This window comes from Psychroserpens luteolus (assembly GCF_021032705.1).
GTDB lineage: Bacteria > Bacteroidota > Bacteroidia > Flavobacteriales > Flavobacteriaceae > Psychroserpens > Psychroserpens luteolus.
Window position 1 is genome coordinate 160,938 of sequence record NZ_JAHVXI010000003.1, and the last position, 24,512, is coordinate 185,449.

General features: G+C 36.1%; 18 protein-coding genes. 9 read left to right on the plus strand and 9 right to left on the minus strand.

Annotation, left to right across the window (positions count from 1 at the left end; translation table 11 throughout):
- Positions 1-179 precede the first annotated feature (179 nt).
- Positions 180-1,571, minus strand: coding sequence for a tRNA uridine-5-carboxymethylaminomethyl(34) synthesis GTPase MnmE (gene mnmE / locus KWG70_RS09585; protein WP_230935797.1), 1,392 nt, complete (start codon positions 1,569-1,571; stop codon positions 180-182).
- A 139-nt stretch (positions 1,572-1,710) separates the two neighbouring features.
- Between mnmE and KWG70_RS09590 the strand changes: the two genes are divergently transcribed.
- Complete coding sequence (locus KWG70_RS09590) at positions 1,711-2,868, plus strand: TlpA disulfide reductase family protein (protein ID WP_230935798.1); 1,158 nt, start codon at positions 1,711-1,713, stop codon at positions 2,866-2,868.
- A 58-nt stretch (positions 2,869-2,926) separates the two neighbouring features.
- On the opposite strand, the gene KWG70_RS09595 is transcribed toward KWG70_RS09590, so the two are convergent.
- Positions 2,927-3,586: a rhomboid family intramembrane serine protease gene (locus KWG70_RS09595; protein ID WP_230935799.1), complete on the minus strand. Its 660-nt coding sequence runs from the start codon at positions 3,584-3,586 to the stop codon at positions 2,927-2,929.
- A gap of 46 nt (positions 3,587-3,632) precedes the next feature.
- Here KWG70_RS09595 and KWG70_RS09600 point away from each other — a divergent pair, with 46 nt between their 5' ends.
- Positions 3,633-4,526, plus strand: a complete 894-nt coding sequence (locus tag KWG70_RS09600; RefSeq protein ID WP_230935800.1) for a lysophospholipid acyltransferase family protein — start codon at positions 3,633-3,635, stop codon at positions 4,524-4,526.
- Here the strand turns inward: KWG70_RS09600 and KWG70_RS09605 are convergent.
- The 7 genes from KWG70_RS09605 to KWG70_RS09635 all read right to left on the minus strand — a co-directional run bounded on the left by KWG70_RS09605 (position 4,523) and on the right by KWG70_RS09635 (position 16,466).
- Complete coding sequence (locus KWG70_RS09605; protein WP_230935801.1) at positions 4,523-5,500, minus strand: PKD domain-containing protein; 978 nt, start codon at positions 5,498-5,500, stop codon at positions 4,523-4,525. The two genes, KWG70_RS09600 and KWG70_RS09605, sit on opposite strands and share 4 nt — an antisense overlap.
- A gap of 13 nt (positions 5,501-5,513) precedes the next feature.
- Positions 5,514-7,598 carry a hypothetical protein gene (locus KWG70_RS09610; protein WP_230935802.1) on the minus strand — a complete coding sequence of 695 codons (2,085 nt, stop codon included), beginning with the start codon at positions 7,596-7,598 and terminating at the stop codon, positions 5,514-5,516.
- Positions 7,599-7,623: 25 nt separating this feature from the next.
- Positions 7,624-9,087, minus strand: coding sequence for a RagB/SusD family nutrient uptake outer membrane protein (locus KWG70_RS09615; RefSeq protein WP_230935803.1), 1,464 nt, complete (start codon positions 9,085-9,087; stop codon positions 7,624-7,626).
- A 6-nt stretch (positions 9,088-9,093) separates the two neighbouring features.
- Positions 9,094-12,120, minus strand: coding sequence for a SusC/RagA family TonB-linked outer membrane protein (locus tag KWG70_RS09620; RefSeq protein ID WP_230935804.1), 3,027 nt, complete (start codon positions 12,118-12,120; stop codon positions 9,094-9,096).
- Positions 12,121-12,475: 355 nt separating this feature from the next.
- Positions 12,476-13,984, minus strand: coding sequence for an aminotransferase class V-fold PLP-dependent enzyme (locus tag KWG70_RS09625; RefSeq protein ID WP_230935805.1), 1,509 nt, complete (start codon positions 13,982-13,984; stop codon positions 12,476-12,478).
- 26 nt (positions 13,985-14,010) lie between these two features.
- On the minus strand, positions 14,011-15,399 hold the full coding sequence (gene glmM, locus KWG70_RS09630) for a phosphoglucosamine mutase (RefSeq protein WP_230935806.1): 1,389 nt from the start codon (positions 15,397-15,399) through the stop codon (positions 14,011-14,013).
- Positions 15,399-16,466 carry an acyltransferase family protein gene (locus KWG70_RS09635; RefSeq protein WP_230935807.1) on the minus strand — a complete coding sequence of 356 codons (1,068 nt, stop codon included), beginning with the start codon at positions 16,464-16,466 and terminating at the stop codon, positions 15,399-15,401. Before KWG70_RS09635 ends, glmM begins: the two co-directional genes overlap by 1 nt.
- 40 nt (positions 16,467-16,506) lie before the next feature.
- On the opposite strand from KWG70_RS09635, the gene KWG70_RS09640 reads away from it, so the two are divergent.
- The 7 genes from KWG70_RS09640 (at position 16,507) to KWG70_RS09670 (ending at position 24,512) form a co-directional block, all read left to right on the plus strand.
- Positions 16,507-17,115: an acyl carrier protein phosphodiesterase gene (locus KWG70_RS09640; RefSeq protein WP_230935808.1), complete on the plus strand. Its 609-nt coding sequence runs from the start codon at positions 16,507-16,509 to the stop codon at positions 17,113-17,115.
- Positions 17,105-18,823 (plus strand): gamma-glutamyltransferase, encoded by a 1,719-nt coding sequence (gene ggt / locus KWG70_RS09645; RefSeq protein ID WP_230935809.1) that lies wholly within the window; start codon positions 17,105-17,107, stop codon positions 18,821-18,823. The genes KWG70_RS09640 and ggt overlap by 11 nt, the downstream gene beginning before the upstream one ends.
- A gap of 50 nt (positions 18,824-18,873) precedes the next feature.
- Positions 18,874-19,401: a DinB family protein gene (locus tag KWG70_RS09650; protein WP_230935810.1), complete on the plus strand. Its 528-nt coding sequence runs from the start codon at positions 18,874-18,876 to the stop codon at positions 19,399-19,401.
- A 170-nt stretch (positions 19,402-19,571) separates the two neighbouring features.
- The gene (locus tag KWG70_RS09655; protein WP_230935811.1) at positions 19,572-19,901 is read left to right on the plus strand and encodes an ArsR/SmtB family transcription factor; all 330 of its coding nucleotides are present in this window, start codon (positions 19,572-19,574) and stop codon (positions 19,899-19,901) included.
- An 11-nt stretch (positions 19,902-19,912) separates the two neighbouring features.
- Positions 19,913-20,353, plus strand: a complete 441-nt coding sequence (locus tag KWG70_RS09660; protein WP_230935812.1) for an SRPBCC family protein — start codon at positions 19,913-19,915, stop codon at positions 20,351-20,353.
- Positions 20,354-20,502: 149 nt separating this feature from the next.
- The gene (locus KWG70_RS09665; RefSeq protein WP_262910625.1) at positions 20,503-21,171 is read left to right on the plus strand and encodes a pyridoxine/pyridoxamine 5'-phosphate oxidase; all 669 of its coding nucleotides are present in this window, start codon (positions 20,503-20,505) and stop codon (positions 21,169-21,171) included.
- An 89-nt stretch (positions 21,172-21,260) separates the two neighbouring features.
- Positions 21,261-24,512 (plus strand): S41 family peptidase, encoded by a 3,252-nt coding sequence (locus tag KWG70_RS09670; protein ID WP_230935814.1) that lies wholly within the window; start codon positions 21,261-21,263, stop codon positions 24,510-24,512.

A 24,512-nucleotide genomic window follows, 5' to 3' on the forward strand; every position in this document is an offset into this window, starting at 1 on the left:
AATCAACTTTTACAGTTGATTGCTAACAAATTTACAACAAAAGATAAGGATATTAAATAAGAATCGCCTCGTATATTATACGTACTGGTACTTATGTTTTATTAAACACCAACACATTTTAAATCATTTGCAAAACAATAAACTCCTACCTTAAGATTTGAATTCGGATATAGTAAGAATTATTTCCCGATACAGAAATTAGCAAAAATATTCCCTAACAAATCATCGTTGGTAATCTCGCCTGTGATTTCTCCAAAATGGTATAAGGCTTGACGAATATCTATCGCAAGTAAGTCTCCAGATAATCCAGTTTCTAACCCGTGTTTTACTTTCTGAATTTCCTCAAAAGCCTTTAATAAGGCATCATAGTGGCGTGAGTTAGTCACGATAGTCTCATTATTCCGTAGTGCTCCAGTGTTAATTAACTCCAAAAGCGAATTGGTTAACGCTTCTACTCCAAATCCTGTTTTAGCAGATAGTAATTGGATATTTTCTATTTCAGATTGAAGACCTGCCAATTGTGAGTCATCTAACTGATCTATTTTATTAGCAATAATCAACAGCGGTTTTTGTGGATACTTATTTTTTATTTTTTCGATTTCAACCTGAATTGTTTTTAAATCTGAAATCGACTTGGAGCTGTCAAACAGGTAAATAACCACTTGTGCTTGGTCTATTTTCTCAAACGTTTTTTTGATACCAATGCTTTCTACCACGTCTTTAGTATCTCTAATTCCAGCAGTATCTATAAACCGAAACCCAATACCTCCAATCGAGATTTCATCTTCAATAGTATCTCTAGTTGTTCCTGCGATTTCTGATACAATAGCACGTTCTTCATTTAAAAGTGCATTGAGCAGTGTTGATTTTCCAACATTTGGTTCGCCAACAATGGCTACAGGAATTCCATTTTTGATGACATTACCAACGGCAAAGGAATCTATAAGACGTTTGAGGACGAACGTAATTCTGTCCACTAATTCTTTAAATTGCGAACGATCAGCAAATTCAACATCTTCTTCAGCAAAATCAAGTTCTAATTCTATCAATGAGGCAAAATTGAGTAGTTCCTCTCTTAGTTTAGCTATTTCCGAAGAAAAACCACCACGCATTTGCTGCATAGCTACTTGATGTGAGGCTTCATTATCACTAGCGATTAAATCGGCCACAGCTTCAGCTTGCGACAAATCTAATTTTCCATTTAAAAAGGCGCGTAAGGTAAATTCTCCTGCGTTTGCCATTCGGCATCCTTTCCGAAGAAATAATTGTATAATTTCTTGTTGAATGTACAAACTACCATGACAGGATATCTCGACAACATCTTCACCTGTGTAAGAATTAGGGTTTTTAAACACAGAAACCAAAACTTCATCAAAAACACGACCATCTTCAATAATATGACCTAAATGAATCGTGTGTGTTGCCTGATTTACCAAAGTCTTGCCATCAATAACCGATTTAAAACAGTTGTCAACAATTGAGATCGCATCGTTACCCGAAAGTCGTATCACAGCAATAGCTCCGCTTCCAGAAGCTGTAGCTAATGCAACAATTGTATCTTGGTGAGTCATCCTATATATTTTTTACAAAAGTATTGCAATTTTAGCTTTATAAAATAAATTTGAAGAGTTCTTTAAGTTTTTATTAATAAATGTGATTAATTTTCTTTTATTGAACTTATTATATTTGTACTACTAAAATTATTACATGATGAAAAAGATAGTTACAATTTTTTGCTTAAGTGTTTTATTGTTCAACTGTAAGACTGAAGGCAGTTCTGAAGAAGTTGTTAGAGACACCTATTTAATTACTGGAGAAGCTCCTGGCGTTTATAATGGCATTAGAGCACACCTACAAACCACCGATCAACGTGGTCGAAAAATTAATGTAGATACTGCTATCGTCATGAATGAACGTTTTGTATTTGAAGGTAAAGTTGAGACACCTCAAATGTGGAACTTGAATATCAATAGTGTTAAAGGAGACCTTCCACTAATTGTTGAAAACAAAGCCATAACTATTGATGTTGATAATACTAATTTATCTAAATCAAAGATTAAAGGCACAAAAGCAAACGATGACCTTATGTCATTAAATGCACAAGTCGAAGAACTCAATGCAAAAGCCACTAAACTAAACGAACAAATTCGTGCGACTAGTGATAAGAATGTAAAAAGTCAGCTAGCTCAAGAGTTCACGCAACTCACAAGAGATATGAGAGCCTTGCCTATAGCTTATGCTAAAGAAAACAAAAGCAGCTTATACTCATTGGTTGTAATTGATAATTTATTTAAAACGAACCAACCAGACCTTGACAATATTTCGTCACTTTTTGATGGTTTGGATGCATCAATTAAAAGCACTAAACTTGGTAAGAACATTGAAGCAAAAATAACTGGGTTACAACAACAAAGAGCACTATTAAGTGCCACAGAAATTGGAAAACCAGCACCTGATTTCACATCGACTAAGCCTGATGGAAGTCCGTTGGCATTAAAAGATGTTATGGGAAAAGTGACTATTATCGATTTTTGGGCTGCGTGGTGTGGGCCATGCCGACGTGAAAACCCTAATGTTGTTAAAGTATATAATAAGTATCACTCTAAAGGGTTAGAAATTATTGGTGTATCTCTAGATGGTACAACAAGACAACAAGATCCAAAAGCGGCTTGGTTACAAGCTATCGAACAAGATAAACTGACTTGGAACCATGTCTCAAGTTTAAACTATTTTAATGACCCTGTGGCTAGAGCCTATAATATTAGATCAATTCCTGCGACATTTATTTTAGATGAAAATGGAACGATTGTAGCGAAAAATTTGAGGGGACCTGCTCTTGAAGCAAAAATTGCTGAGTTGCTTAACTAATAGCTGTCACCAATAAAATTTAAGCCTTCTCTCTTAAAAGACTGAAGGCTTTTTTTATTTATATCTTCCCTAATTTATGCATTACAAACAAGATAATAATAGGTACAGCCAGTAACCCAACCATTAGCAGATCAGTTTCAAACAACGAAGGCTGCAAAATAAGCGTAATAACATAACCTCCAATGGCACCTCCAAAATGAGCATCATGACCAATATTACCAACACGATTTTTCATGCCGTAAATTGAATATAAGAGATACATGATTCCGAAGATATAACCAGGAATTTCAAATGGAATAAAGAACATATAAATACCACGTTGAGGCTCTAACAAAATAGACGCATATAGAATTCCCATTACTGCACCACTTGCGCCTACTGCGCTGTAATGGTACTCATTTTTATGAAAGTAAAGAGACAATAAACTACCCAAAGCCAAGCTTCCTACATATACGACTAAAAATCCGAGCTCTCCTAAATCGCCAATAACAGCATTAGCAAAAAAGAAAAGTGTCATCATATTAAATAATAAATGCGTCGTATCTGCATGCAAAAACCCAGAGCTAAACATTCTAAACTGTTCACCACGTCTGACACCTCCTACGTTAAATTTATAGCGTTCGAAGAAACCATAGTCTTCAAACCCTTTATATGATATTATTACATTTGCTGCAATAATGATAATTGTAAATAAACTTAAACCACCTAAACTACCCATAGACTTTAATTACATATATTTGCCACTGCAAATCTAACATATAAAAATGCAATTTATTATCTACATCTTAGTTTATCCATTTTTATGGTTAATATCTATTCTTCCGTTTAGATTGCTATACGCATTTTCAGATGTATTATACCTATTTATATATCGCATTTTTGGCTATAGAAAAAAAACCGTCCAGGATAATTTAAGACTGGTTTTTCCAGAAAAGGAATCTAAAGAGATCAATTTAATTACAAAACAATTCTACCATCACTTATGTGATATGATAGTTGAGGCTATCAAATCATTATCGATTTCAGAAGCTGAAATGAAGAAGCGATTCACATTTACCAATGTCGAATTGATTCAAGGTATAGAAGCTAAAGATAGAAGCATTGTACTCATGTGCGCACATTACGGAAGCTGGGAGTGGATATTTATTCTTCAAACTTATGTAAAATCTAGAGGAAATGCAATTTATAAGCGGATACAAAATAAGTACTTTGACCGATTAGTTAAACGTATTAGAGCAAAATATAATAGCCATTTAATTACGACTAAAGAGACCATTCCTGAATTAATTAGGCTAAAAAATAGAGGGGTTTCTACGATTAACGGATTTGTATCAGACCAGACACCTAAACCTCAAAAAGCATTTCATTGGACCGAGTTTATGAATATAAGAGTGCCCGTGCACACAGGTGCCGAAATGTTAGCAAAACGTCTGGATATGTCTGTTGTATTCTTTAGCGTAAAACGCCTCAAACGCGGATATTATGAAACCACATTTGAGACGTTAGCAGACTATCCAAATGATTATAAAGATTATGAAATCACGGATCAATTTTTAAAGCTTGTCGAACAACAAATTTATGAAGCGCCACAATACTACTTATGGACACATAAACGTTGGAAACATAAAGACAAGAATCCTGAAGACTATAATAATTAATCTAAGTCTGGCGGATCTGTTGAATATCTATGATACCAGGCTAATACTGGGTTTAAACCATCTATTGTTCGTACATATAAGGTGTTTTCTGTTATTGAAAGAATCTCATAGGATGATGAGCTTACAAAATAGCCCATAAATGCATCGTTAGTAAAATTCATGACTGTTCCTCTCGGATTAAAGTCCGGATCTGGAACAGCTGACCAATCTACAGAAGTTGGTGCTAAAGACACATTACTAACTCCTGACGTATCAAAATCAAAACAAGCATCTTCTCCAGCATCTTCTCCAATTACAGATTGATGACCTGCATTAAAAAATGTTTGTCCGTTATTATTTAACTGAAATGTTAATTGGTTATCGACATCTAATGAAAAGGTTAATTCATCATCACATAGACAATCGCTAATCTCGTCATTACACTTCTCAAATGGTGTCGCTGAGAAAAAACTTGGAAACCAAAAGGCATCTGCCGAAATTTCTGGCGTACCACCTACACCTAAATGACCAGGTTGAGAAGCCGCTAAATACCATATTTTAGACGATCCTGCACCTCCAGACAAAAAGTCTTTGGCTTCTTGATCATCAAATGCGCTAAACACATCAACAGCAACTGATGTACTTGTCGTGACTCCTCCAGTTCCAGAAGCAATTACAGTAACGTTATAGGTGTTAAGTCCTGTGAGGTTAAATCTGTGCGTTATTTCACCAGATGGCGTGACCTCAACATTGGTATTATCTCCAAAATCGTATCTGTAGGTAATGGCATTATCTGCACTTGCACTAAACGTGACAAATCCGGAGCCATCGCCATTAGGATTCATTAAATCCTGTCCTATAACTTCGAAGTTAAGTACTAAATTAGTTGGCGTAGTAATCTCACCAAATTCCTGATCTTCGTCTTGACATGTAAATAATGTCATCATCACTAAAAGTGATAAGCCGCTATTGAATATTTTTTTTATTGTCATCATGATCTTTTTACGCTTAGAGTTTTACGAGTTTATATTGCCAAAATACACCAGAACCAGATTCGACATAGACTTCTATAGTATTACTGTCTACTAATGTCACATTATAAGTAATTGAACTTGGAACAGCAACATTTGGTAATTCACCTTGATTGTTAGCTTTTGGTAAGCCAATATAAGCGCCTACTCCATTTAAAGTTAACTCTCCCGAGCTTGAATTATACGTATATGTTGCTGGATTTGATCCGTCATGTGGAGCTACTGGAGTACCACAACCATCAGATCCACCTTGCCATCCTTCGATCCAGCTTTCAGATCCCAAATTATTGGTAAACGATCCGTCTGCACCAAAGACATAAGTATCATCAAAATAACATGCTCTATCTGCAACACAAACAGCATCACAAGAGAACCACTGCGTATCTCCAACGCTTGGTCCAACTCCTAGCGATCCAGCTTCAGGAGCCATTTGCCATGTTCCTGCTAATGGGTTTGGCGCTTCAGATTCTTTAACCAATCTGTACTGCCAAAATACGCCAGATCCAGATTCGATATATACATCCATATTATTATTATCAACTAAAGTCACATTATAAGTTATCGAACTTGGAACAGCAACATTTGGTAATTCACCTTGATTATTTGCCTTAGCTAAGCCAATATAAGCTCCAGTTCCATTTAAGGTAATTGTTCCAGCACCTGCATCATAGGTATATGTGGCAGGATTAGAACCATCATGTGGTGCAACTGGTGTACCACAACCATCACTACCTCCTTGCCATCCTTCGATCCATGACTCAGCTCCTAAATCATTTACAAATGATCCATCTATTCCGAAGAAATACGTGTCATCAAAATAACATGCTCTATCAGTAACACAAACATCATCACAAGAGAACCACTGTGTATCTCCAACACTTGGTCCTACTCCTAGAGATCCGGCTTCAGGAGCCATTTTCCATGTTCCAGTAATTGTCGGAGCCATAGATGGTGATTTATAGAAATAAACATTATCAATAAAGAAATCAAATGTCCCTACAGGTACACCAGAAAAAATAAGCTGTTGTATAGAACTGATAGAAGTCATTCCTGCATCGGTAAAATCACTCATTGGAATCTCTAAGGACACCCATTCATTTTGTGGTAAATCATCAAAAACGATTTCAGCTTCAGTAGCTGTACCTCCAAGATCTACTAGTTTTATTCTAAATGTCGTTGCATTCACTGACCAGAAGTCTAAGTGAAAAAATTCCATTTCGGTAGCATCAACAGCATCAGCACCATAAAACTCTACACCAACAAAATCAGCATCAGCATAAAACTTAGTGTCGTTACCATCAATCTGCAAGTCTGTTAGTGTACTTGTACTCCAATCTGATCGCCAAGAACTCACATTAACATCAAGCGTATAAGTGTTACTAAACATTGAAATCACATCTTCATCTGCTCTACTAGGCGGCACAGGAGCACCAGCCAAAGGCTGTAAAATTTCTGTTACCAAGAAATCTTCAGTATATGTTGTCGTTTCAATTGCCGCGCTAAATGCTGTTACCGTAATGGTATAGGTTCCGGCTTCATCGTACGTAAAAGAAACGCCCTCATCGATATTCGCCATCATAGTAGTATTGTTAGGATCTCCAAAATTCACTTCATAATTCATAGCAAACTCAGCCGATGCAGTTACGTTAACTTGCCTTGAGACTGCCGTATCATTTTCAATGGTAACCATTAAATTTTGCGGAGCTAAAAATGCGACGATTATTGTTTGCGTCACTGTAGTCACTTTTCCGTTAAGACCAGTTGCCGTGACAACTACATCATAAGAACCTTCCTCATAAGTATGTTGTACACTTTCACCAGGATTTAATTCTCCTGAAGAACCCGAATTGTCACCAAACTCTAAATCAAATTTTACCGCACCTTCACCTGATGGTGTTAGTGTGACTAAACCCGAATTATCTGGTGTCACCACTGATAATAATGAAATATTTGATGGTGCAGGCAGGTTGTTAACAAAGTTAGTATCATTGTCATCATCTGTACAGCCATAGATAATAGCAGTAAGTAATGCTATACTCAGTACGTATTTTAAAATCTTCATCATATGTCTTTTTATAGTTGTTTTTTTAATATCCAGGATTTTGTTCCCATTGATTTCCAGCTAATTGAATTTCAATAGAAGGTATTGGAAACAGTTCATGCTTACCAGCTTGAAAACCATTTATCTCACTTGCAGCTCTACCAGTTCTAACTAAGTCAAAAAAGTGATGTCCTTCTCCAACAAGCTCTACACGTCTTTCATGATATATTGCTGAAGTTAATGTTGTTCCAGTTGCAGTCACGTTATTATCAGAATTTCCAAAAGCACGTTCTCTAACTCTATTTAAATATTGCTGTGCTCTCATATCATCTATTCCACCTCTGTTAAGTGCCTCGGCAGCCATCAATAAGACATCTGCAAAACGAATAGATCTATAATTATTAGGATTTGTTAAGTTGGCATCCCCAGTATTAGCATCACCTTGACGCGCTATATACTTTCTATTATAATACCCTGTGTGCTCAAACCCGGTTGAAAATGTAGCGCCAGTATCATTGGCCCAAGTATCAATATCTAAAATTGCTGTTTCAAATCGGTTGTCGCCTGGTTCAAACTCATCAACAACTTCTTGAGTCGGTACATTAAAGCTAAATCCCGATTCAAAAACTGGACCTGTATAACTTCTTATACCATTAAATCCAACGGCTACATTACCTTCACTACATTGAAGACATCCAAAACCTGCACCTTCTTGATCTGAATACTGTACTTCAAAAACAGATTCGATGTTATTCTCATTATCATTTTCAAACATAGTACTGTAATCTGTGAGGAGATCGTGCGGACCATTATTTATTAAGTCTTCCAGAACATTTGCTGCTTCTGAGAACTTATCTTGGTATAAATACACTTTTCCTAATAAAGCTTGGGCTGCTCCTTTAGTAACACGACCAGTTTCTGCCTGAACATAAGGTAAATTATCAGCAGCAAAAATGAGATCTTCTTCCATTTGTGCATAGATTTCTGTCTTTGGTGTTCGTGGAATAGAAAACTGATCGCCAAAAAGTATTCTTCTGTCAACAGCAAATGGTACGTCTCCAAACCATTTTACCAATTCAAAATAATAATATGCTCTTAAGAATCGTGTTTGAGCCAAAACACCTGCTTTTCCTTCGAAATCAGTTTTATCTTGAAATTCCATGATATAGTTTGCGCGATTAACACCACTGTACATCCATCCCCAAATGTCTCTCAATTGCTGATTAATAGGCGTATGAATCATGTCATCAACCTCTTGGATTCCTGGAACATCAATTGCGCTTTCTCCTCCAGCTAAGGTGTTATCAGACGCAATTTCTCCCAACATAACGTTTAAGTATGTTGATTGCAATAGGTCATATGCACCAATTAATGCGTTTTGGTAATCTTCTTCAGTATTAAAGAAGTCTTCAGAATTTTGATCTTGCGAATCGACATCGACAAAATCGTCACTACATGATGTAAAAATGAGTAGTGCTAAACCTATATATGTTATTCTTGTTAGTTTCATCTTTAATTAAAATTTTAAGTTCATACCTAATAAAAATGTTTTCGGAGTTGGGTAGAAACCGTAATCGATTCCACCACCTATAGCCTCTCCAGTTGAAGCTGTTGGATCATAGCCTCTATATTCTGTAAGTGTAAGTAAGTTAGAAGCAGATATATAAAATCGCAATTTTGTTATTTTTGAGTCCTCTAAAAACTCATCTGATAATGAATACCCTAACTGTACATTTTGCAATCTTATGAAGTCTCCATCTTCAACAAAGAAATCTGAAAACAAACCGTTTGAGTTTGCTCCTGAAGTCACTCTTGGAAAGCTGTTACTTGTACCTTCACCAGTCCATCGATCTAAATAATAAACACTACGATTGGTTAATGGTTGGTTTCTCTCATAATTTCTTACAATATCATTTCCTACTGAAGCAAATGCATAGGCTTGAAAATCGAAATTCTTATATTCGAAATTAAAATTCAATCCCATTGTGGCATCAGGTAATGGATCTCCAATGTTCGTTTTGTCATTGTCATCGATAACGCCATCATTATTGATATCTACAAATCGTAAATCACCTGCTTGTACAGCATCATTTAATGTTGGATAAGCATCAACCTCTCCTTGATTTTGAAATATCCCATCTGTTACAAAACCTCTGAAATACCCGATAGGAAAACCTTCTTCCATTCTAGCTGGTGGGTCTTGACCAACACCAAATGCACCTCCAGATAGAAAATCTCCATCTGCGCTTACTTCTACAACTGTATTGTCTAGAGTGGCTATATTATATCTAATACTATAGTTAAAATCGTCATTAACAACCTTACTGTAACCTACTGAAAATTCAAAACCTTGATTTTCTACAATACCAGCATTAACGACTGGCGGCGTAGCTCCAGGAGCAGTAACACCTAAAATTCCCGAAACTTGAGGAACAATTAATAAGTCCTCTGTTCTTTTCTTATAATAATCTGCTGTAATATCTAATTGGTTATTAAATAATTTGGCATCAATTCCTATATCTAATGTTTTTTGTTTTTCCCAGCGTATTTCTGGATTCGATACAGCTCCAATAGCAGTACCAAATACAAGTTCATCGTCTATCACATAAGTACCTTCTCCATTTAAGAGTGATACAAATCTGAAATCTGGTATTCTATCATTTCCTAGAACACCATAAGAACCTCTTAACTTTAGAAAGCTTATAGTATTACTATCACTTAAAAAGTCCTCATCTGAAATAATCCATCCTACAGATGCTGATGGGAAGAAACCAAATTTGTTTTCTGGTCCAAACTTGGTAGAACCATCACGTCGTAATACAGCTGAAAGAAGATATTTTCCTTTATAGTCATATTGTAGTCTAGTAAAATACGAGAGTAGTCTCGCATCAAACTGTGCATTTCCGTTAGGGAAAATATTTTGTATATCAGAAGCTTGATCGAGAGTTGCGTTCTCAACAGTGTTGCCTGGAATATCAAACCCAACAAATCCACTAAAGAAACCTTCTGTTTTAAATACTGATGTACCAACCAGCAGACTTAAATTGTGAACATCATTAAATTTGTTTTCATATTTTAAAAAGGCGTCAAAAGTATAGTCTCTAAAAATATTGTTATTGATCACAACTTCATTTCTATCTCTGTTGAATACTTTACCACTTCCGAAAAAAGCAATAGGATTGAAAACATTGCTTTCGACCTCTGAATAATTAAACTGATAATTAGCTTGAGCAGTAAAATTTTCTAAGAAATTATAAGACAAGCTTATATTTCCTGCAATTTTATCCACAAAAGACCTATTGAAGGTATTATCGATTTGCGCTAATGGATTGATAACCTCATTGCCTAAGCCTTCGGCTATAGTATAAGCCCCATTTTCATCTCTTACTGAAAAGGTAGGTGCCATATTTAATGCGTTAAATAATACTGAACCTAATCCATTTTCAGCAAGCGCTTTTCTGCTCGTATGTGTAAAAATTAACCCTGAGTTCAATTTAAAATTTTCAAGAAAATCTAAACCATAATTTAAACGTTGTGTATATCTTGAAAAGTTTGACTTACTACCTCCTACAATACCATCTTGAGACAAAAATGATGCTGCATATGCATACGATGACTTTTCTCCTCCTCCAGATAATGTTGCGTTAACATTATATTGTGCTGCGTTTTGAAATACCTCGTCTTGCCAGTCTGTGCCTTGCCCCAAGTTTGAAACATCGGGAAAAACAAGATCTTCGCCATTTGCTGCAAAAGCTTCATTTACTAACAATGCGTATTCGGTAGCATTTAAAGAAGGAATCTCGCGTGTTGTTTGTTGAAAACCAGCATAAGTATTAATTTCAATACTAAGAGGTCTATTCTTTCTACCTGTCTTGGTTGTAATTAATATAACACCGTTTGCAGCTCTTACGCCATAAATTCCAGCAGTAGCATCTTTTAATACATTGAGCGTCTCAATATCATTTGGATTGATAACACTCAAGTCTTCAATTACATTACCATCAACTAGTATTAATGGTCTGTTATCTCCATTTGTGGATACACCACGTATACTAATAGTTGCTGCGGCTCCAGGAGAACCCGATTGTGATGTAATGTTAACACCAGCCACTTGACCTTGCAGTGCTTGTTCAATACGTGTTGGTTTCAAGTTTTCGATGGTTTCACTTGACACCACAGCTACAGCTCCAGTTATTTCCTTTTTCTTCTGGGTACCATAACCTATAACCACAACTTCATCTAAAGACTCTGTGTCTTCTAAAAGTTGTATGGTTATTGGGTTGCTGTCTGTAACTACGAACTCCTGATCCTTATATCCTAAATAGGTGAATACTAGAGTGGAGTTGATAGACACATCAGAAATAGTGAAATTACCGTCAAAATCTGTTGACGCACCTTTGGCAGTGTTCTTGACCAGAATATTAACTCCTGGCAGAGGTTGTCCAGTTGCTTGATCTACAACTGTACCTTTTACTGTAACATTTTGACTAAATGTCAATGCTGTAAATAGTAAGAATACTAGTGAAAAGAGTTTTGTTGTCATATAATTGATTGTTATGACGTAAACTTACAGCGGGAATTTGGCAATTCAATAAAAAAAACCTATACAATAATCATACAATTCAAAAAAACATGTATAATATTGCGAAATACTTAAAAATCAAGGATTTTCAGTGCTTTTTAATTAATACAAAATAAGCACAACTACAACGATGTAGTGTGAAAAAGAATAATGTTGTGGTAATGTATAGGTGATGTAATGTTTTCCTACAACAACTTTGCTTTTAGGTATAGTTAAAAAAAAGCTTCAATTACACTAAATACAGTATGTTCTTAATGTAAGGAACTCAAAAACTATTATGAAAGAAATATATTGTAGTGTCTATAGAAATGGTTTTTTACAATTTAAACCATGAGTCAATCACCTCATCATCAGAAGATTTTTGAGATGCCAAAGATTGATGTATAAACTCATTGGTTTTGCCTTGATATTCATAAGCTTTTGACCAATCTTTATGATGTTTTGCTAATGATTTAATACTCTCACAAACATAGGCCATTTCTTCATTAGTTGTCGTTGGATGTATGGACATTCGAATCCAACCCGGTTTACGCACAAGATCTCCGATAGATATTTCATTAGTCAATTCGTTACTAGTTTGCTGATCTACATGCAACAAGAAGTGTCCATAGGTCCCAGCACAACTACAACCGCCTCGCGTTTGAATTCCGAAACGGTCATTTAGTAGTTTTACACCTAAGTTATAATGCAAATCATCAATATAAAATGAAATCACACCCAAACGATCTTGATGTTGGCCTGCGAGAATATGCAAATTATCTTGAGAAGATAACTCACTAAATACTTTACTCACCAACTCATGTTCACGCTCTAGAATGTTGGCAACACCCATTTGCTCCTTAAGTTTTATTGCTAAGGCTGTTTTTATAGTTTGCAGAAATCCTGGTGTACCACCATCTTCCCTATCTTCTATGTTATCTATATACTTATGCTCTCCCCAAGGATTTGTCCAACTTACGGTTCCTCCTCCTGGACAATCAGGAATCATGTTTTTATATAACTTCTTATTAAAAATTAAAACACCTGAAGTCCCTGGTCCACCTAAAAATTTATGTGGTGAAAAGAAAATAGCATCCAAATTCTGAAGTTCATTTTCTGGATGCATGTCAATATCGACATAAGGTGCCGAACAGGCAAAATCCACAAAACACACGCCGCCATGCTTATGCATTAATTCTGCAATATCATGATATGGTGTTTGTATCCCAGTCACATTAGAACCTCCAATTACCGAAGCTATCTTTAATGTACAGTCTTTATATTTATCTAGTAAGACTTCTAAATTCTCTAAACTGAATAAACCATCAGCATCAGGTGGAATCACTTCTACCTTAGCAATAGTTTCTAACCAAGAGGTTTGATTAGAATGATGCTCCATGTGCGTCACAAAAACTACAGGTCTAATCTCATCAGGAACAGTAGTATACTTTCTAAGGTTCTCAGGGACTTTTAAACCCAAGATTCTTTGAAATTTATTGACAACACCTGTCATCCCATTTCCAGATACGATGAGCACATCATCATCTGTGCAATTCACGTGCTTTTTAATAATATGTTTGGCTTCATGATATGCTTTGGTCATTGCTGTTCCAGAAACCGTAGTTTCGGTATGCGTATTTGCCACAAAAGGTCCAAACTCGTTACACAACTTTTCTTCAATGGGTCTATACAAGCGTCCAGAAGCAGTCCAATCGGTATAAATGATTTTTTGTGTTCCAAAAGGAGATTCAAACTCCTGATTGACACCTATAATATGTTGTCTGAATTGATTGAAATACAATTCAAGTTCAGATGGTTTAGACGCTGTAGTTTCCGTAGAAATCATTTGAAAAAAGCTTTTTTGCGAAGATACTAAATATTTGCGATTACCTTGATTTCAGATATAATACGATCTGCTAAATCATCAGCTTCCTTCTGCGTAGGTGCTTCAGTATAAATTCTAATAATTGGTTCTGTATTACTTTTTCTCAAATGTACCCAAGAGTTAGCAAAATCTATTTTCACACCATCAATAGTGGTTAGATTTTCATTAGCATACTTGTTTTCCATAGTTTTCAATAACCCGTCTACGTCCAAATCAGGTGTTAACTGAATCTTCTTCTTACTCATAAAATAGTTAGGATAAGAAGCTCGTAACTCACTTACAGAGCTATTTCCTTCGGCTAATAAGCTCAAGAATAGTGCAACACCAACAAGCGCGTCTCTTCCGTAGTGTAATTCTGGATAAATAATCCCTCCATTACCTTCTCCACCAATAACAGCGTTGTTTTTCTTCATCAAATTAACAACATTAACTTCACCTACTGCGCTGGCTTCATAGGTACCACCATGCTTTTCGGTTATATCACGAAGAGCTCTTGTAGAACTCATGTTACTCACAGTATTTCCCGGTGTTTTGCTCAATACATAATCTGCACAAGCTACCAATGTATATTCTTCTCCAAACATCTCTCCGTTTTCATCCATAAAGGCTAAACGATCAACATCTGGATCCACCACAATACCAAAATCAGCTCCTTCCTTCACTACTTCTTCAGAAAGATCTGTTAAATGCTCTTTTAAAGGTTCTGGGTTATGCGGAAAATGACCATTAGGTTCACAATACAACTTTATAGGATGTACTCCAAGTCGCTCTAATAACAACGGAATAGCTATACCTCCTGTAGAATTCACACCATCTACAACTACTTTGAAATTGGCTTTTTCTATAGCCTCTTTATTTACCAGGTCCATAGCTAAGACTTCATCAATGTGCATATCGATATACGCATCATTTACACTAATCTCTCCTAAACTATCAACATCTGCAAAAGACATATCGGTTCCTTCGGCAAGTTTCAGAATCTTTGCACCTTCTTCTCCATTTAAAAATTCACCTTTAGCATCTAAAAGCTTTAATGCATTCCATTGCTTTGGATTGTGACTTGCTGTTAGAATAATTCCACCATCGGCATGCTCCATTGGCACGGCAACTTCAACAGTTGGTGTTGTCGATAAACCAAGATCAATCACATGAATACCAAGACCAACCAAAGTGTTCATGACTAGATTTTGAATCATTTCACCAGAAATTCGTGCATCTCTACCAACGACAACACGATAGTTTTCTTTAAGACGTTGTTGTTTGATCCAAGTGCCATAAGCCGAAGCAAATTTTACGGCATCAATTGGTGTGAGGTTATCACCAACTTGTCCGCCAATAGTACCTCGTATTCCTGAGATTGATTTTATAAGTGTCATTATCTAAACTTTGTTTTCAGTTTTAAAAAATAGGTTTCAAAATATGTATACGACAAATGTGCAAAAAGTATCGTCAATACAAAAGTCAATATATTAATTAGAAGTATTGTTATAGTATCATTAAAAATTTCATAAGCTCGAGCTTTCAGCATAACAAAAACAACGATATTCATTGCGATGACATGAAACATATAAATGCCATAAGACATATGTCCTAAATGATTCCACAACTTATTTTTAATCGTTATTCCAAAGTTATTATGTGCTAAGGTGTGTACAAACAGGCAAAATACAACCATCGTGACAAGATGAGTCAACCAACGTGCTTCAAATTGAAACACATTTGTTGTAAAATACAGAAGCATCGCAATTACTATCACAATCGGGATTAGTATTGAGTATTTTAAAAACTCCAATTGCTTTTGCTCCTCCAAAATAGCGATTACACCTCCAGAAAATAAAAAGAAATACACAAATCTATAGGTATACAAGAATTGAAAAGCATCTAAATGAAATACAATAAAATAGACAATAGTAAGTACAGATAATACAAGTAATATTTTGGTTTTTCGTATAAAGAAAAGTAAAGGAGCAATCATAAGGTAAAATTGTTCTTCAATACCAATAGACCATAACACTTCTAGAATACCACCTGGCTCATATAGTTTTCCGAAAACATTAGGTAAGAAAAATGTAGTCAATAGAATTCCTTCTCTCAGGTTATAATTATTTTCAAACGGCATATTCAAAGCAGGCAAAATGAGCCAATAAAATAAAAAACCGAAAATAACAATAAGGTAATACAAAGGGAATATTCTCAACATGCGTCGGATGTAAAACTTCTTAATAGAAAACGCATCACGTTGCTTATAACGGTAAATCAATCTAATAATCAAAAACCCACTCAAAACAAAGAATACATAAACAGCTTCAGTCCCTCTATTAAATATGGGAGCATCTGAAAAATATGGAAGTCCTTGATTTCTGCTTAGATGCGGAATATGAAAAATCATCACCAACGAAGCCAAGATAAAACGTAAGGGATCTAAATTTGGTAATCTATCCAAGTATAAACATTTAGAACTCAAAAATACATATATTTATTGAATGAATTTTCTAGCCCATATTTATCTATCTCAAGATGACGACTTGATTACTATTGGTAATTTTATCGCTGATGGTATTAGAGGAAAACACTATAAAAAATTTCCTTTAGGAATTCAAAAGGGCATCCTACTACATCGTCAAATAGATACATATACTGATGCTCACCCAACAGTAAGACAGAGTACAAAACGCCTGCACAAAAATTATGGCCATTACAGTGGTGTCATCGTCGATATCTTGTACGATCACTTTTTGGCCAAGAATTGGAGTTCTTATTCAGATATTCCATTACCCGATTACGTAGACAAATTCTACGATCTTATGGGAATTCATTTTGATATTCTTCCTTCTCGTATTCAAAAAATGATGCCGCATATGATTGCTGGCAATTGGTTACTTAGTTACGCTGAGATAGAAGGTATTCAAAAGGTTTTAGATGGAATGAACCGTAGAACTCAGAACAAATCGGGAATGCATACAGCCACAGTAGAGCTCAAAGAATTTTATACCGAATTTGAAACCGAATTCACCTCGTTTTTTGAAGAACTAAGAGCATTTGCCAAAGCAGCTTTAAAAGACATCGAAATCCAATTATTAAATGAAAATTAAACTTTACTTTATATTATTTTTATGTATCATCTTTTCTTGTAAAAAGGAAGCTCCCATAACGCGTGGATTGATCACTAAAAATGCTATGGTGGTGTCTGCACGTGCCGAAGCTTCTAAAATAGGGAGTGATATCCTCGAACAAGGCGGTAATGCTTTTGATGCGATGTTTGCGACGGAAATGGCTTTAGCCGTCACCTATCCTTATGCCGGAAATCTTGGAGGAGGTGGTTTTATGGTCTATCGTCTTAATACAGGTGAAACTGGAGCTCTGGACTATCGTGAAAAAGCACCTTTAGCAGCGAGTCGTGATATGTATTTGGATTCTCTCGGAAATGTGATTCCTAATAAAAGTACGGTTGGTGCTTACGCTGTTGGTGTTCCAGGAACCATTGCAGGTATTTTTACGGCTCATGAGAGGTTTGGAAGTCTTCCCATAGAAACCCTATTGAAACCTGTTATTGCATTGGCCGAAAATGGATTTACAGTCACAAAAAAGCAACACAAGCGCTTTATGAAATATGATAGCATCATAACAGCTGTTAATGGTAAAACAACACTAGTAAATAAAGATGTGCCAGCACAATCAACATTTAAAAATGTAGCATTGGCCGAAACATTAAAACGTATCTCTAAGCATGGTCGTGACGAGTTCTATAAAGGTGAAACCGCAAAGCAACTTGTGGCATTTCTTAGTGAGAAAGGCGGCATTATTACCTCAGAAGACCTTGCTCTATACGAAGCTCAATGGCGCGATCCTATTCGATTTGCCTATGACGATCTTACTATCATTTCGATGTCTCCGCCTTCGAGTGGCGGACTTTGCCTTGCACAGATTATGAAAATGACAGAGCCTTTTGATGTAAGCCAATATGGTCAAAACAGCTTAGAAGCCATTCAAGTTATGGTTGAAGCCGAAAAACAAGCCTATGCTGATCGCAGCTATTATTTAGGTGATCCTGATTTTGTAAATATCCCTGTAGACAAGCTTCTTGATCATACCTATCTCAACAATCGAATGCAGCATTTTTCGTTTGACAAACCAACGCCTTCAGACTCAATTTCTTATGGAACACTGCCTAACTATACCATGGAAATAAAAGACAACATCTCGTATCAAGAACACAACGAAACGACGCATTATTCTATTGTTGATCAGTTTGGAAATGCAGTGGCAGTTACCACAACGCTCAATGGTGCCTATGGCTCAAAACTCTATGCTGAAAATCTAGGCTTTTTCCTAAATAATGAAATGGATGATTTTAGTAGTAAACCTGGTGTTCCTAATGTTTACGGGCTCCTAGGCGGAAAAGCCAATGCCATTGCACCACAAAAACGAATGCTAAGTGCTATGACACCGACTATTGTAGAAAAGAATGGTGAACTCTACATGGTTGTAGGAACACCAGGAGGCTCAACAATCATTACCTCTGTATTTCAAACCATACTCAACGTTCATGAATTTGGAATGACCATGCATGACGCCGTAAATGCACCACGTTTTCATCACCAATGGCTACCCGAAGAAATACGAATGGAACCTAATCGTTTTGATGATACACTTTTAGAACAACTGAAGAACTTAGGCTATACAATAAATGAAACACGAACACCTGTAATAGGGAAAGTAGATGCCATTCTTATCTTGAATGATGGTACTTTAGAAGGCGGTGCCGATTACAGAGGCGATGATGCCGCTGTAGGATTTTGATTTACAGATGAGTTAACAACGAAATATTAATCAAACAATACTAATCATATATGTACAGACTTATTTTTTTAACACTAGTGCTTTCAATTTCGGCTAATGCCCAGCAAAATGAGTTTATCACAGACTATTTAGAACGATTGGAAAACTCCCGGAAATATTTAATTCTCGTCGCAGAGACTATGCCTGAGGACAAATATAATTTTAAAGCAACACCAGAATCAATGAGTTTTGCTGAAAATTTAATGCATATTGGCTGGGCTATGGATTGGCATTGCCAATCGCTATTAGGAGACCGAGAAGCAAGAGATTGGAATACTGACACCGAACTTAAGGTTGACGAAAAATCTAAAAAAGAAATGATCGCTACTATCGATAAAACCTTCGATAAAACGATAGAGTTTATTACAAAATTTGACATCACTAAACTTAAAGACAGATTAGACTATTTAGGCTTAAATAGAACAAAAAGGCAAATTTTACTATTACTAACTGATCATATAACGCATCACAGAGGTCAAATGTTAGTTTATATGCGGCTTAATGGATTAAAACCACCCAGGTATATCCTCTACCAGTAGTCTTATGATGTCATAGAAATAAAGCTATAGTCATTTTCAAATTGTAATTTACAACTCTTAAAAATTGACAATACTCCTACTCTTTAAATACATTTTTTAATGAAATAATTGCGCAAGTGATTACTTTCATATATATTTGCAAGTAATCACTTGCGTGTTAAATAAAAATTATGAAAAGAGATGTCTTCAATGCTATAGCAGATCCTACAAGAAGAAGCATACTTATGTCGCTTACAAATGAATCACAAAATGTCAACGCATTGGCAAATAAGTTTGATATGACCAGACAAGCAGTATCATTACATATTAAATATCTCCAAGAATGTGGTGTCATCACTATAAAAAAAGAAGGTCGGGAACGTCACTGTAACCTCGACGTTCAAAAACTAACAGAAATTGCCGATTGGCTCGAGCCTTTTAGAAAGATGTGGACAGCGAAATTTAATCAACTTAACATCGTATTGGACGACTTGCAATCTAAACCTAATGACAAATTATAAACACAACAATCATGGATAGTAAACCATTAATAATTGAACAAGAATTCAATGCGCCATTAGAACTTGTTTGGCGTGCCATCACCGAAAAGGAATTAATGAAACAATGGTATTTTGATATCTCCGATTTCAAACCAGAAGTGGGCTGTAAGTTTCATTTTGAAGGTGGCGAGGAAGATAAGCGATATATGCATTTATGTGAGGTTTTAGAAGTTATTCCTAATAAAAAACTCAAGTACTCATGGGCATATGAAGGCTATCCCGGAATATCTTTTGTGACCTTCGAATTATCATCTGTTGGCAAAAAAACCAAAGTAAAGCTCATTCATGAAGGAATCGAAACATTCACAAACCCTGATTTTAAAAGAGACAATTTTGTCGGAGGATGGAACTACCTCATTCACGAATCCTTAAAAGAATATTTAGAAAATGGTAAAGCACTTAGATATTGGTGACCTATAAGCAGAACACATAAAGTTCAATGATAAAGAGTTTTTAAATGCTGGAGAACTAGAGAACCTATACAGTTATTATCTAAAAGGAATTCCAACTAATAAGTATAACGTATTAAAAAATGTGAATCTGTCTAAAATGCAACAAAAATTTGTTAATACCAATCAATCGCATATGCCATTGGAACCAGAAAGCGTTTAGAGAAAAAATCAACCAAATAACATATAATAATAAGTATATGACAATGAACCCACTAAAGAAATTTAAACAATGGCATACGGCGTATACAAAAATAGCTGCTACCAAACTCCCTTCAGCCTGCTGCTTAACCTCAATAGGTAGTGATGGCTATCCCAACTCGAGATTTGTATCTCTTAAAGAAATCATTGAGAATACGTTTGTGATAACAGGATCACTTACCTCTAGAAAAGGAATAGAATTACTAGCCAACCCTAAAGCATCTCTTACATTTTGGTGGCCAGAGACACAACAACAAATTAGAATTCAAGGTGATGCTTCTCAAATTGATCAAGCGCTTGCCAATACTTACTTTAAAGGACGACATAAAGAGGCTCAGATAGTGAGTCACATTTGTCAGCAAGGCATTGAAATTGATAATATAGCTGATTTGACCACTTTATTTGAACAGAAAAAAATAGAGTTCAAAAATATCGACATTCCCAAACCAAATGATTGGTCTGGTTTTTATATAGATCCAAAGCATATTGAATTTATGGAATTCAAAAGCAATCGATTTCATTACAGAGAATTATACACAAAAGAACAGAACAGTTGGAGCAAAATGATTTTACAGCCCTAATATGCTTTTTAACAATTCCAAACTAAAACCCTCTTTTCATTTTCGTATCTTTAGGTTTATAATTAACATCCGTTAAAACCAACCACAACATGAAACGATTACTCATCGCCTTTTTAGGCATGTGCACTATTGTAGCTTCTGCACAAACCAAACTATTACGTCAACCCACATTACATGGAAACGATGTGGTCTTTATTTATGCTAATGACCTATGGAAAGCTTCAACTTCCGGAGGAACAGCTATCAGACTCACAAGTGATGATGGTTATGAATTGAGTCCGCACTTCTCCAACGATGGAAAATGGATTGCCTTCTCAGCGCAATACGACGGAAATTTCGATGTCTTTATTATTCCAAGTCAAGGTGGTGAGCCTAAACGACTTACCTACCACTCTGCAGGTGATTTTGTTGAAGGCTGGACACCAAATGGCGATATTCTATTTCGTTCTAATCGTGAAGGTCGCCCTACACAAACCAATAAATTTTTCACAGTATCTACCAAAGGTGGATTGCCAAAAGCTATGGATATTCCTCGCGCAGCTTTTGGTGAAATTTCAGCAGATGGAAAACATATAGCATACACGCCAATCACGTCTTGGGATGCAGAATGGCGTAATTATCGTGGTGGTCAAGCCATGCCAATCTGGATCGTCAACCTAAAGACCAAAGATCTCATAACAACACCTCAATTAGATAAAGAACGTCACTTGTATCCTGTTTGGTTAAATGGTATCGTTTACTATTTGTCTGAACGCGATTATACCAGTAATATTTGGTCATTTGATCCAAAAACAAAAACCGAAAAACAACTAACGTTTCATAAAAAATTCGATGTTAAAAGCTTAGATGCTAGTTCCAGTATGATCGTTTATGAACAAGGTGGAATGCTGCATATACTCAACCCTTCAAATGGGACAACACAAACATTAAACATTGATGTTAAAGCCGATTTAAACTTCTCTCGTACGCGATGGGAAAATGTATCTGGTAGACAATTGACAAATCCTAACATTTCTCCTAAAGGAAAGCGTGCAGTCTTTGAGCATCGTGGTGATATTTTTACAGTACCAAAAGAAAATGGTACATGGCGCAACTTAACGAACTCTTCGGGAGTTGCCGATCGTGCTCCAATATGGTCGCCTAAAGGGGATAAAATCGCCTGGTTTTCTGATAAAAGTGGAGAATATCAAATGATTATTGCAGATCAAGATGGTCAAAACCAATCGAGCATCAAACTCCCAAATAATACGTTTTACTTTCAACCAGATTGGTCTCCAGATGGTAAATACATTGCTTATACAGATACCGATTTCAATATTTGGGTCATGAATTTAGACGCTAAGAAAGCTGTTAAGGCCGATACTGAAGGTTATGCTCACCCTAACCGTTCAATGAACCCTGTTTGGTCTCCAGATAGTAAATGGATTGCTTATGCCAAACAAAATAACAGCAATTTTAAATCTATATATGCCTATAACGTCGATACAAAAAAGATAATTCCTATTACCGATCCTATTGCAGACGCCATTAGTCCTGTTTGGGATGCTTCTGGAAAGTATTTGTATACATTGGCAAGTACTAATTACGGTTTGGCCACAGGTTGGTTAGACATGAGTTCGTACGACCCAGAAACAACACGTAGTTTATATGCAGTCGTATTAAGTGCTTCTGATAAAGCACCTAATCATATCAAAACAGATGAAGAAGACGTAAAAAAAGAAACGAAAAAAGATGATAAAGCTTCCGAAGATAAAAAAGAAGATAAAGCCACTGGTGTAACTGTGACTATTGATACTAATGGTTTATTTGATAGAGCTGTTGCACTAAGTCTGCCTAATGGCAATTATGTTGCTTTGGCTAAAGCACCAAAAGGTCATGTCTTTGTTGCCGAAGCTGTTGATGGTGGAAACGGTGTGAAAATTCATAATTACGATACTGAAAAAGATAAAGCTGAAGATTTTGCAGATGGTATTCAGCAAATGATTGTTTCTGAAGATCGAAATTCTATACTCATAAATAAAGGCGGACAATGGGCTATTTCTGGAACAAAAGGAAAACCAAATGTTTCAAAAGACAAGATCGCTACCAACCTTAAAATTAAGGTTAATCCTAAAGAGGAATACAAACAAATCTTTAAAGAAGGCTGGCGTTATATGCGCGACTTTCTCTATGTAGATAATGTACATGGTGCACCTTGGGACGATGTGTATAAATGGTATTCGCCATGGATTGATCATGTTCGTCATAGAACCGATTTGAATTATGTTGTCGATATCATGAGTGGTGAAGTTGCTATCGGACATTCGTATGTGTCTGGTGGTGATATGCCAAATGTAGATTTTGTTCCTGTTGGTTTAATTGGTGCAGATATAAAAGCAGCCAATGGTTATTATCAAATCACAAAAATTTATTCTGGCGAACGTTGGAATCCTGGTACCGAAGCGCCTCTCGCTCAACCTGGAATGAATATCAATGAAGGTGATTATATTTTAGCAATTAATGGTACTAATGTATCTGCAAATGTGAATCCGTATCAACTACTTGAACAAACTGCTGGTCGCGAAATTAATATCACTATAAATAGCAAACCTTCTATGGATGGTGCAAAAACCCATCTCATTAAACCGGTAAGAAGCGAGCGTAACCTTCGTTACGTCGATTGGGTTGAAGGCAATCGTCGTAAGGTTGATGAACTTTCTAACGGCAAATTAGCCTATATCTATGTGCCTAATACTGGTGGTGGTGGTTTCACGTCATTTAATCGCTACTATTTCTCGCAACAAGATAAAAAAGGAGCTATTATTGACGAACGAAATAATGGAGGTGGCTCTGCTGCCGACTATATGATTGATATTATGAATCGTAAGCTCTTCGGATATTTTAATAGTAAGACCGAAAGTAATAGACCATGGACAACTCCTATGGCAGGAATTTGGGGACCAAAAGTGATGATCATAAATGAACGTGCTGGTTCTGGAGGTGACTTATTGCCTTACATGTTCAAAATGGCAGATATAGGAACCTTAGTCGGCACAAGGACGTGGGGAGGACTAGTTGGAACTTGGGATACACCTCGCTTTATTGATGGCGGACGTATGGTTGCGCCTCGTGGCGGATTTTATGATGTCGACGGAAATTGGGCTGTTGAAGGTGAAGGAATTGCTCCAGATATTGAAGTGATTCAGCATCCTAAATTAGTACTTCAAGGAAAAGACCCACAATTAGAACGTGCTGTCGAAGAAGCTATGAAAGCATTGCGAAATAATGAGTTTGAATTAAAGCCTGAACCTGCAGCACCTATAAGATCTATGCGTCCTAAAGGTTATAAAAACGACAACTAA

Bases quoted from the DNA above. Each gene is read 5' to 3' on its own strand.
- KWG70_RS09610 (WP_230935802.1), bottom strand. From the start codon at position 7,598: ATGAAGATTTTAAAATACGTACTGAGTATAGCATTACTTACTGCTATT.
- KWG70_RS09600 (WP_230935800.1), top strand. From the start codon at position 3,633: ATGCAATTTATTATCTACATCTTAGTTTATCCATTTTTATGGTTAATA.
- KWG70_RS09620 (WP_230935804.1), bottom strand. From the start codon at position 12,120: ATGACAACAAAACTCTTTTCACTAGTATTCTTACTATTTACAGCATTG.
- KWG70_RS09615 (WP_230935803.1), bottom strand. From the start codon at position 9,087: ATGAAACTAACAAGAATAACATATATAGGTTTAGCACTACTCATTTTT.
- KWG70_RS09670 (WP_230935814.1), top strand. From the start codon at position 21,261: ATGAAACGATTACTCATCGCCTTTTTAGGCATGTGCACTATTGTAGCT.
- KWG70_RS09640 (WP_230935808.1), top strand. From the start codon at position 16,507: ATGAATTTTCTAGCCCATATTTATCTATCTCAAGATGACGACTTGATT.
- KWG70_RS09625 (WP_230935805.1), bottom strand. From the start codon at position 13,984: ATGATTTCTACGGAAACTACAGCGTCTAAACCATCTGAACTTGAATTG.
- KWG70_RS09650 (WP_230935810.1), top strand. From the start codon at position 18,874: ATGTACAGACTTATTTTTTTAACACTAGTGCTTTCAATTTCGGCTAAT.
- KWG70_RS09655 (WP_230935811.1), top strand. From the start codon at position 19,572: ATGAAAAGAGATGTCTTCAATGCTATAGCAGATCCTACAAGAAGAAGC.
- KWG70_RS09590 (WP_230935798.1), top strand. From the start codon at position 1,711: ATGAAAAAGATAGTTACAATTTTTTGCTTAAGTGTTTTATTGTTCAAC.
- KWG70_RS09595 (WP_230935799.1), bottom strand. From the start codon at position 3,586: ATGGGTAGTTTAGGTGGTTTAAGTTTATTTACAATTATCATTATTGCA.
- glmM (WP_230935806.1), bottom strand. From the start codon at position 15,399: ATGACACTTATAAAATCAATCTCAGGAATACGAGGTACTATTGGCGGA.
- ggt (WP_230935809.1), top strand. From the start codon at position 17,105: ATGAAAATTAAACTTTACTTTATATTATTTTTATGTATCATCTTTTCT.
- KWG70_RS09660 (WP_230935812.1), top strand. From the start codon at position 19,913: ATGGATAGTAAACCATTAATAATTGAACAAGAATTCAATGCGCCATTA.
- KWG70_RS09605 (WP_230935801.1), bottom strand. From the start codon at position 5,500: ATGATGACAATAAAAAAAATATTCAATAGCGGCTTATCACTTTTAGTG.
- mnmE (WP_230935797.1), bottom strand. From the start codon at position 1,571: ATGACTCACCAAGATACAATTGTTGCATTAGCTACAGCTTCTGGAAGC.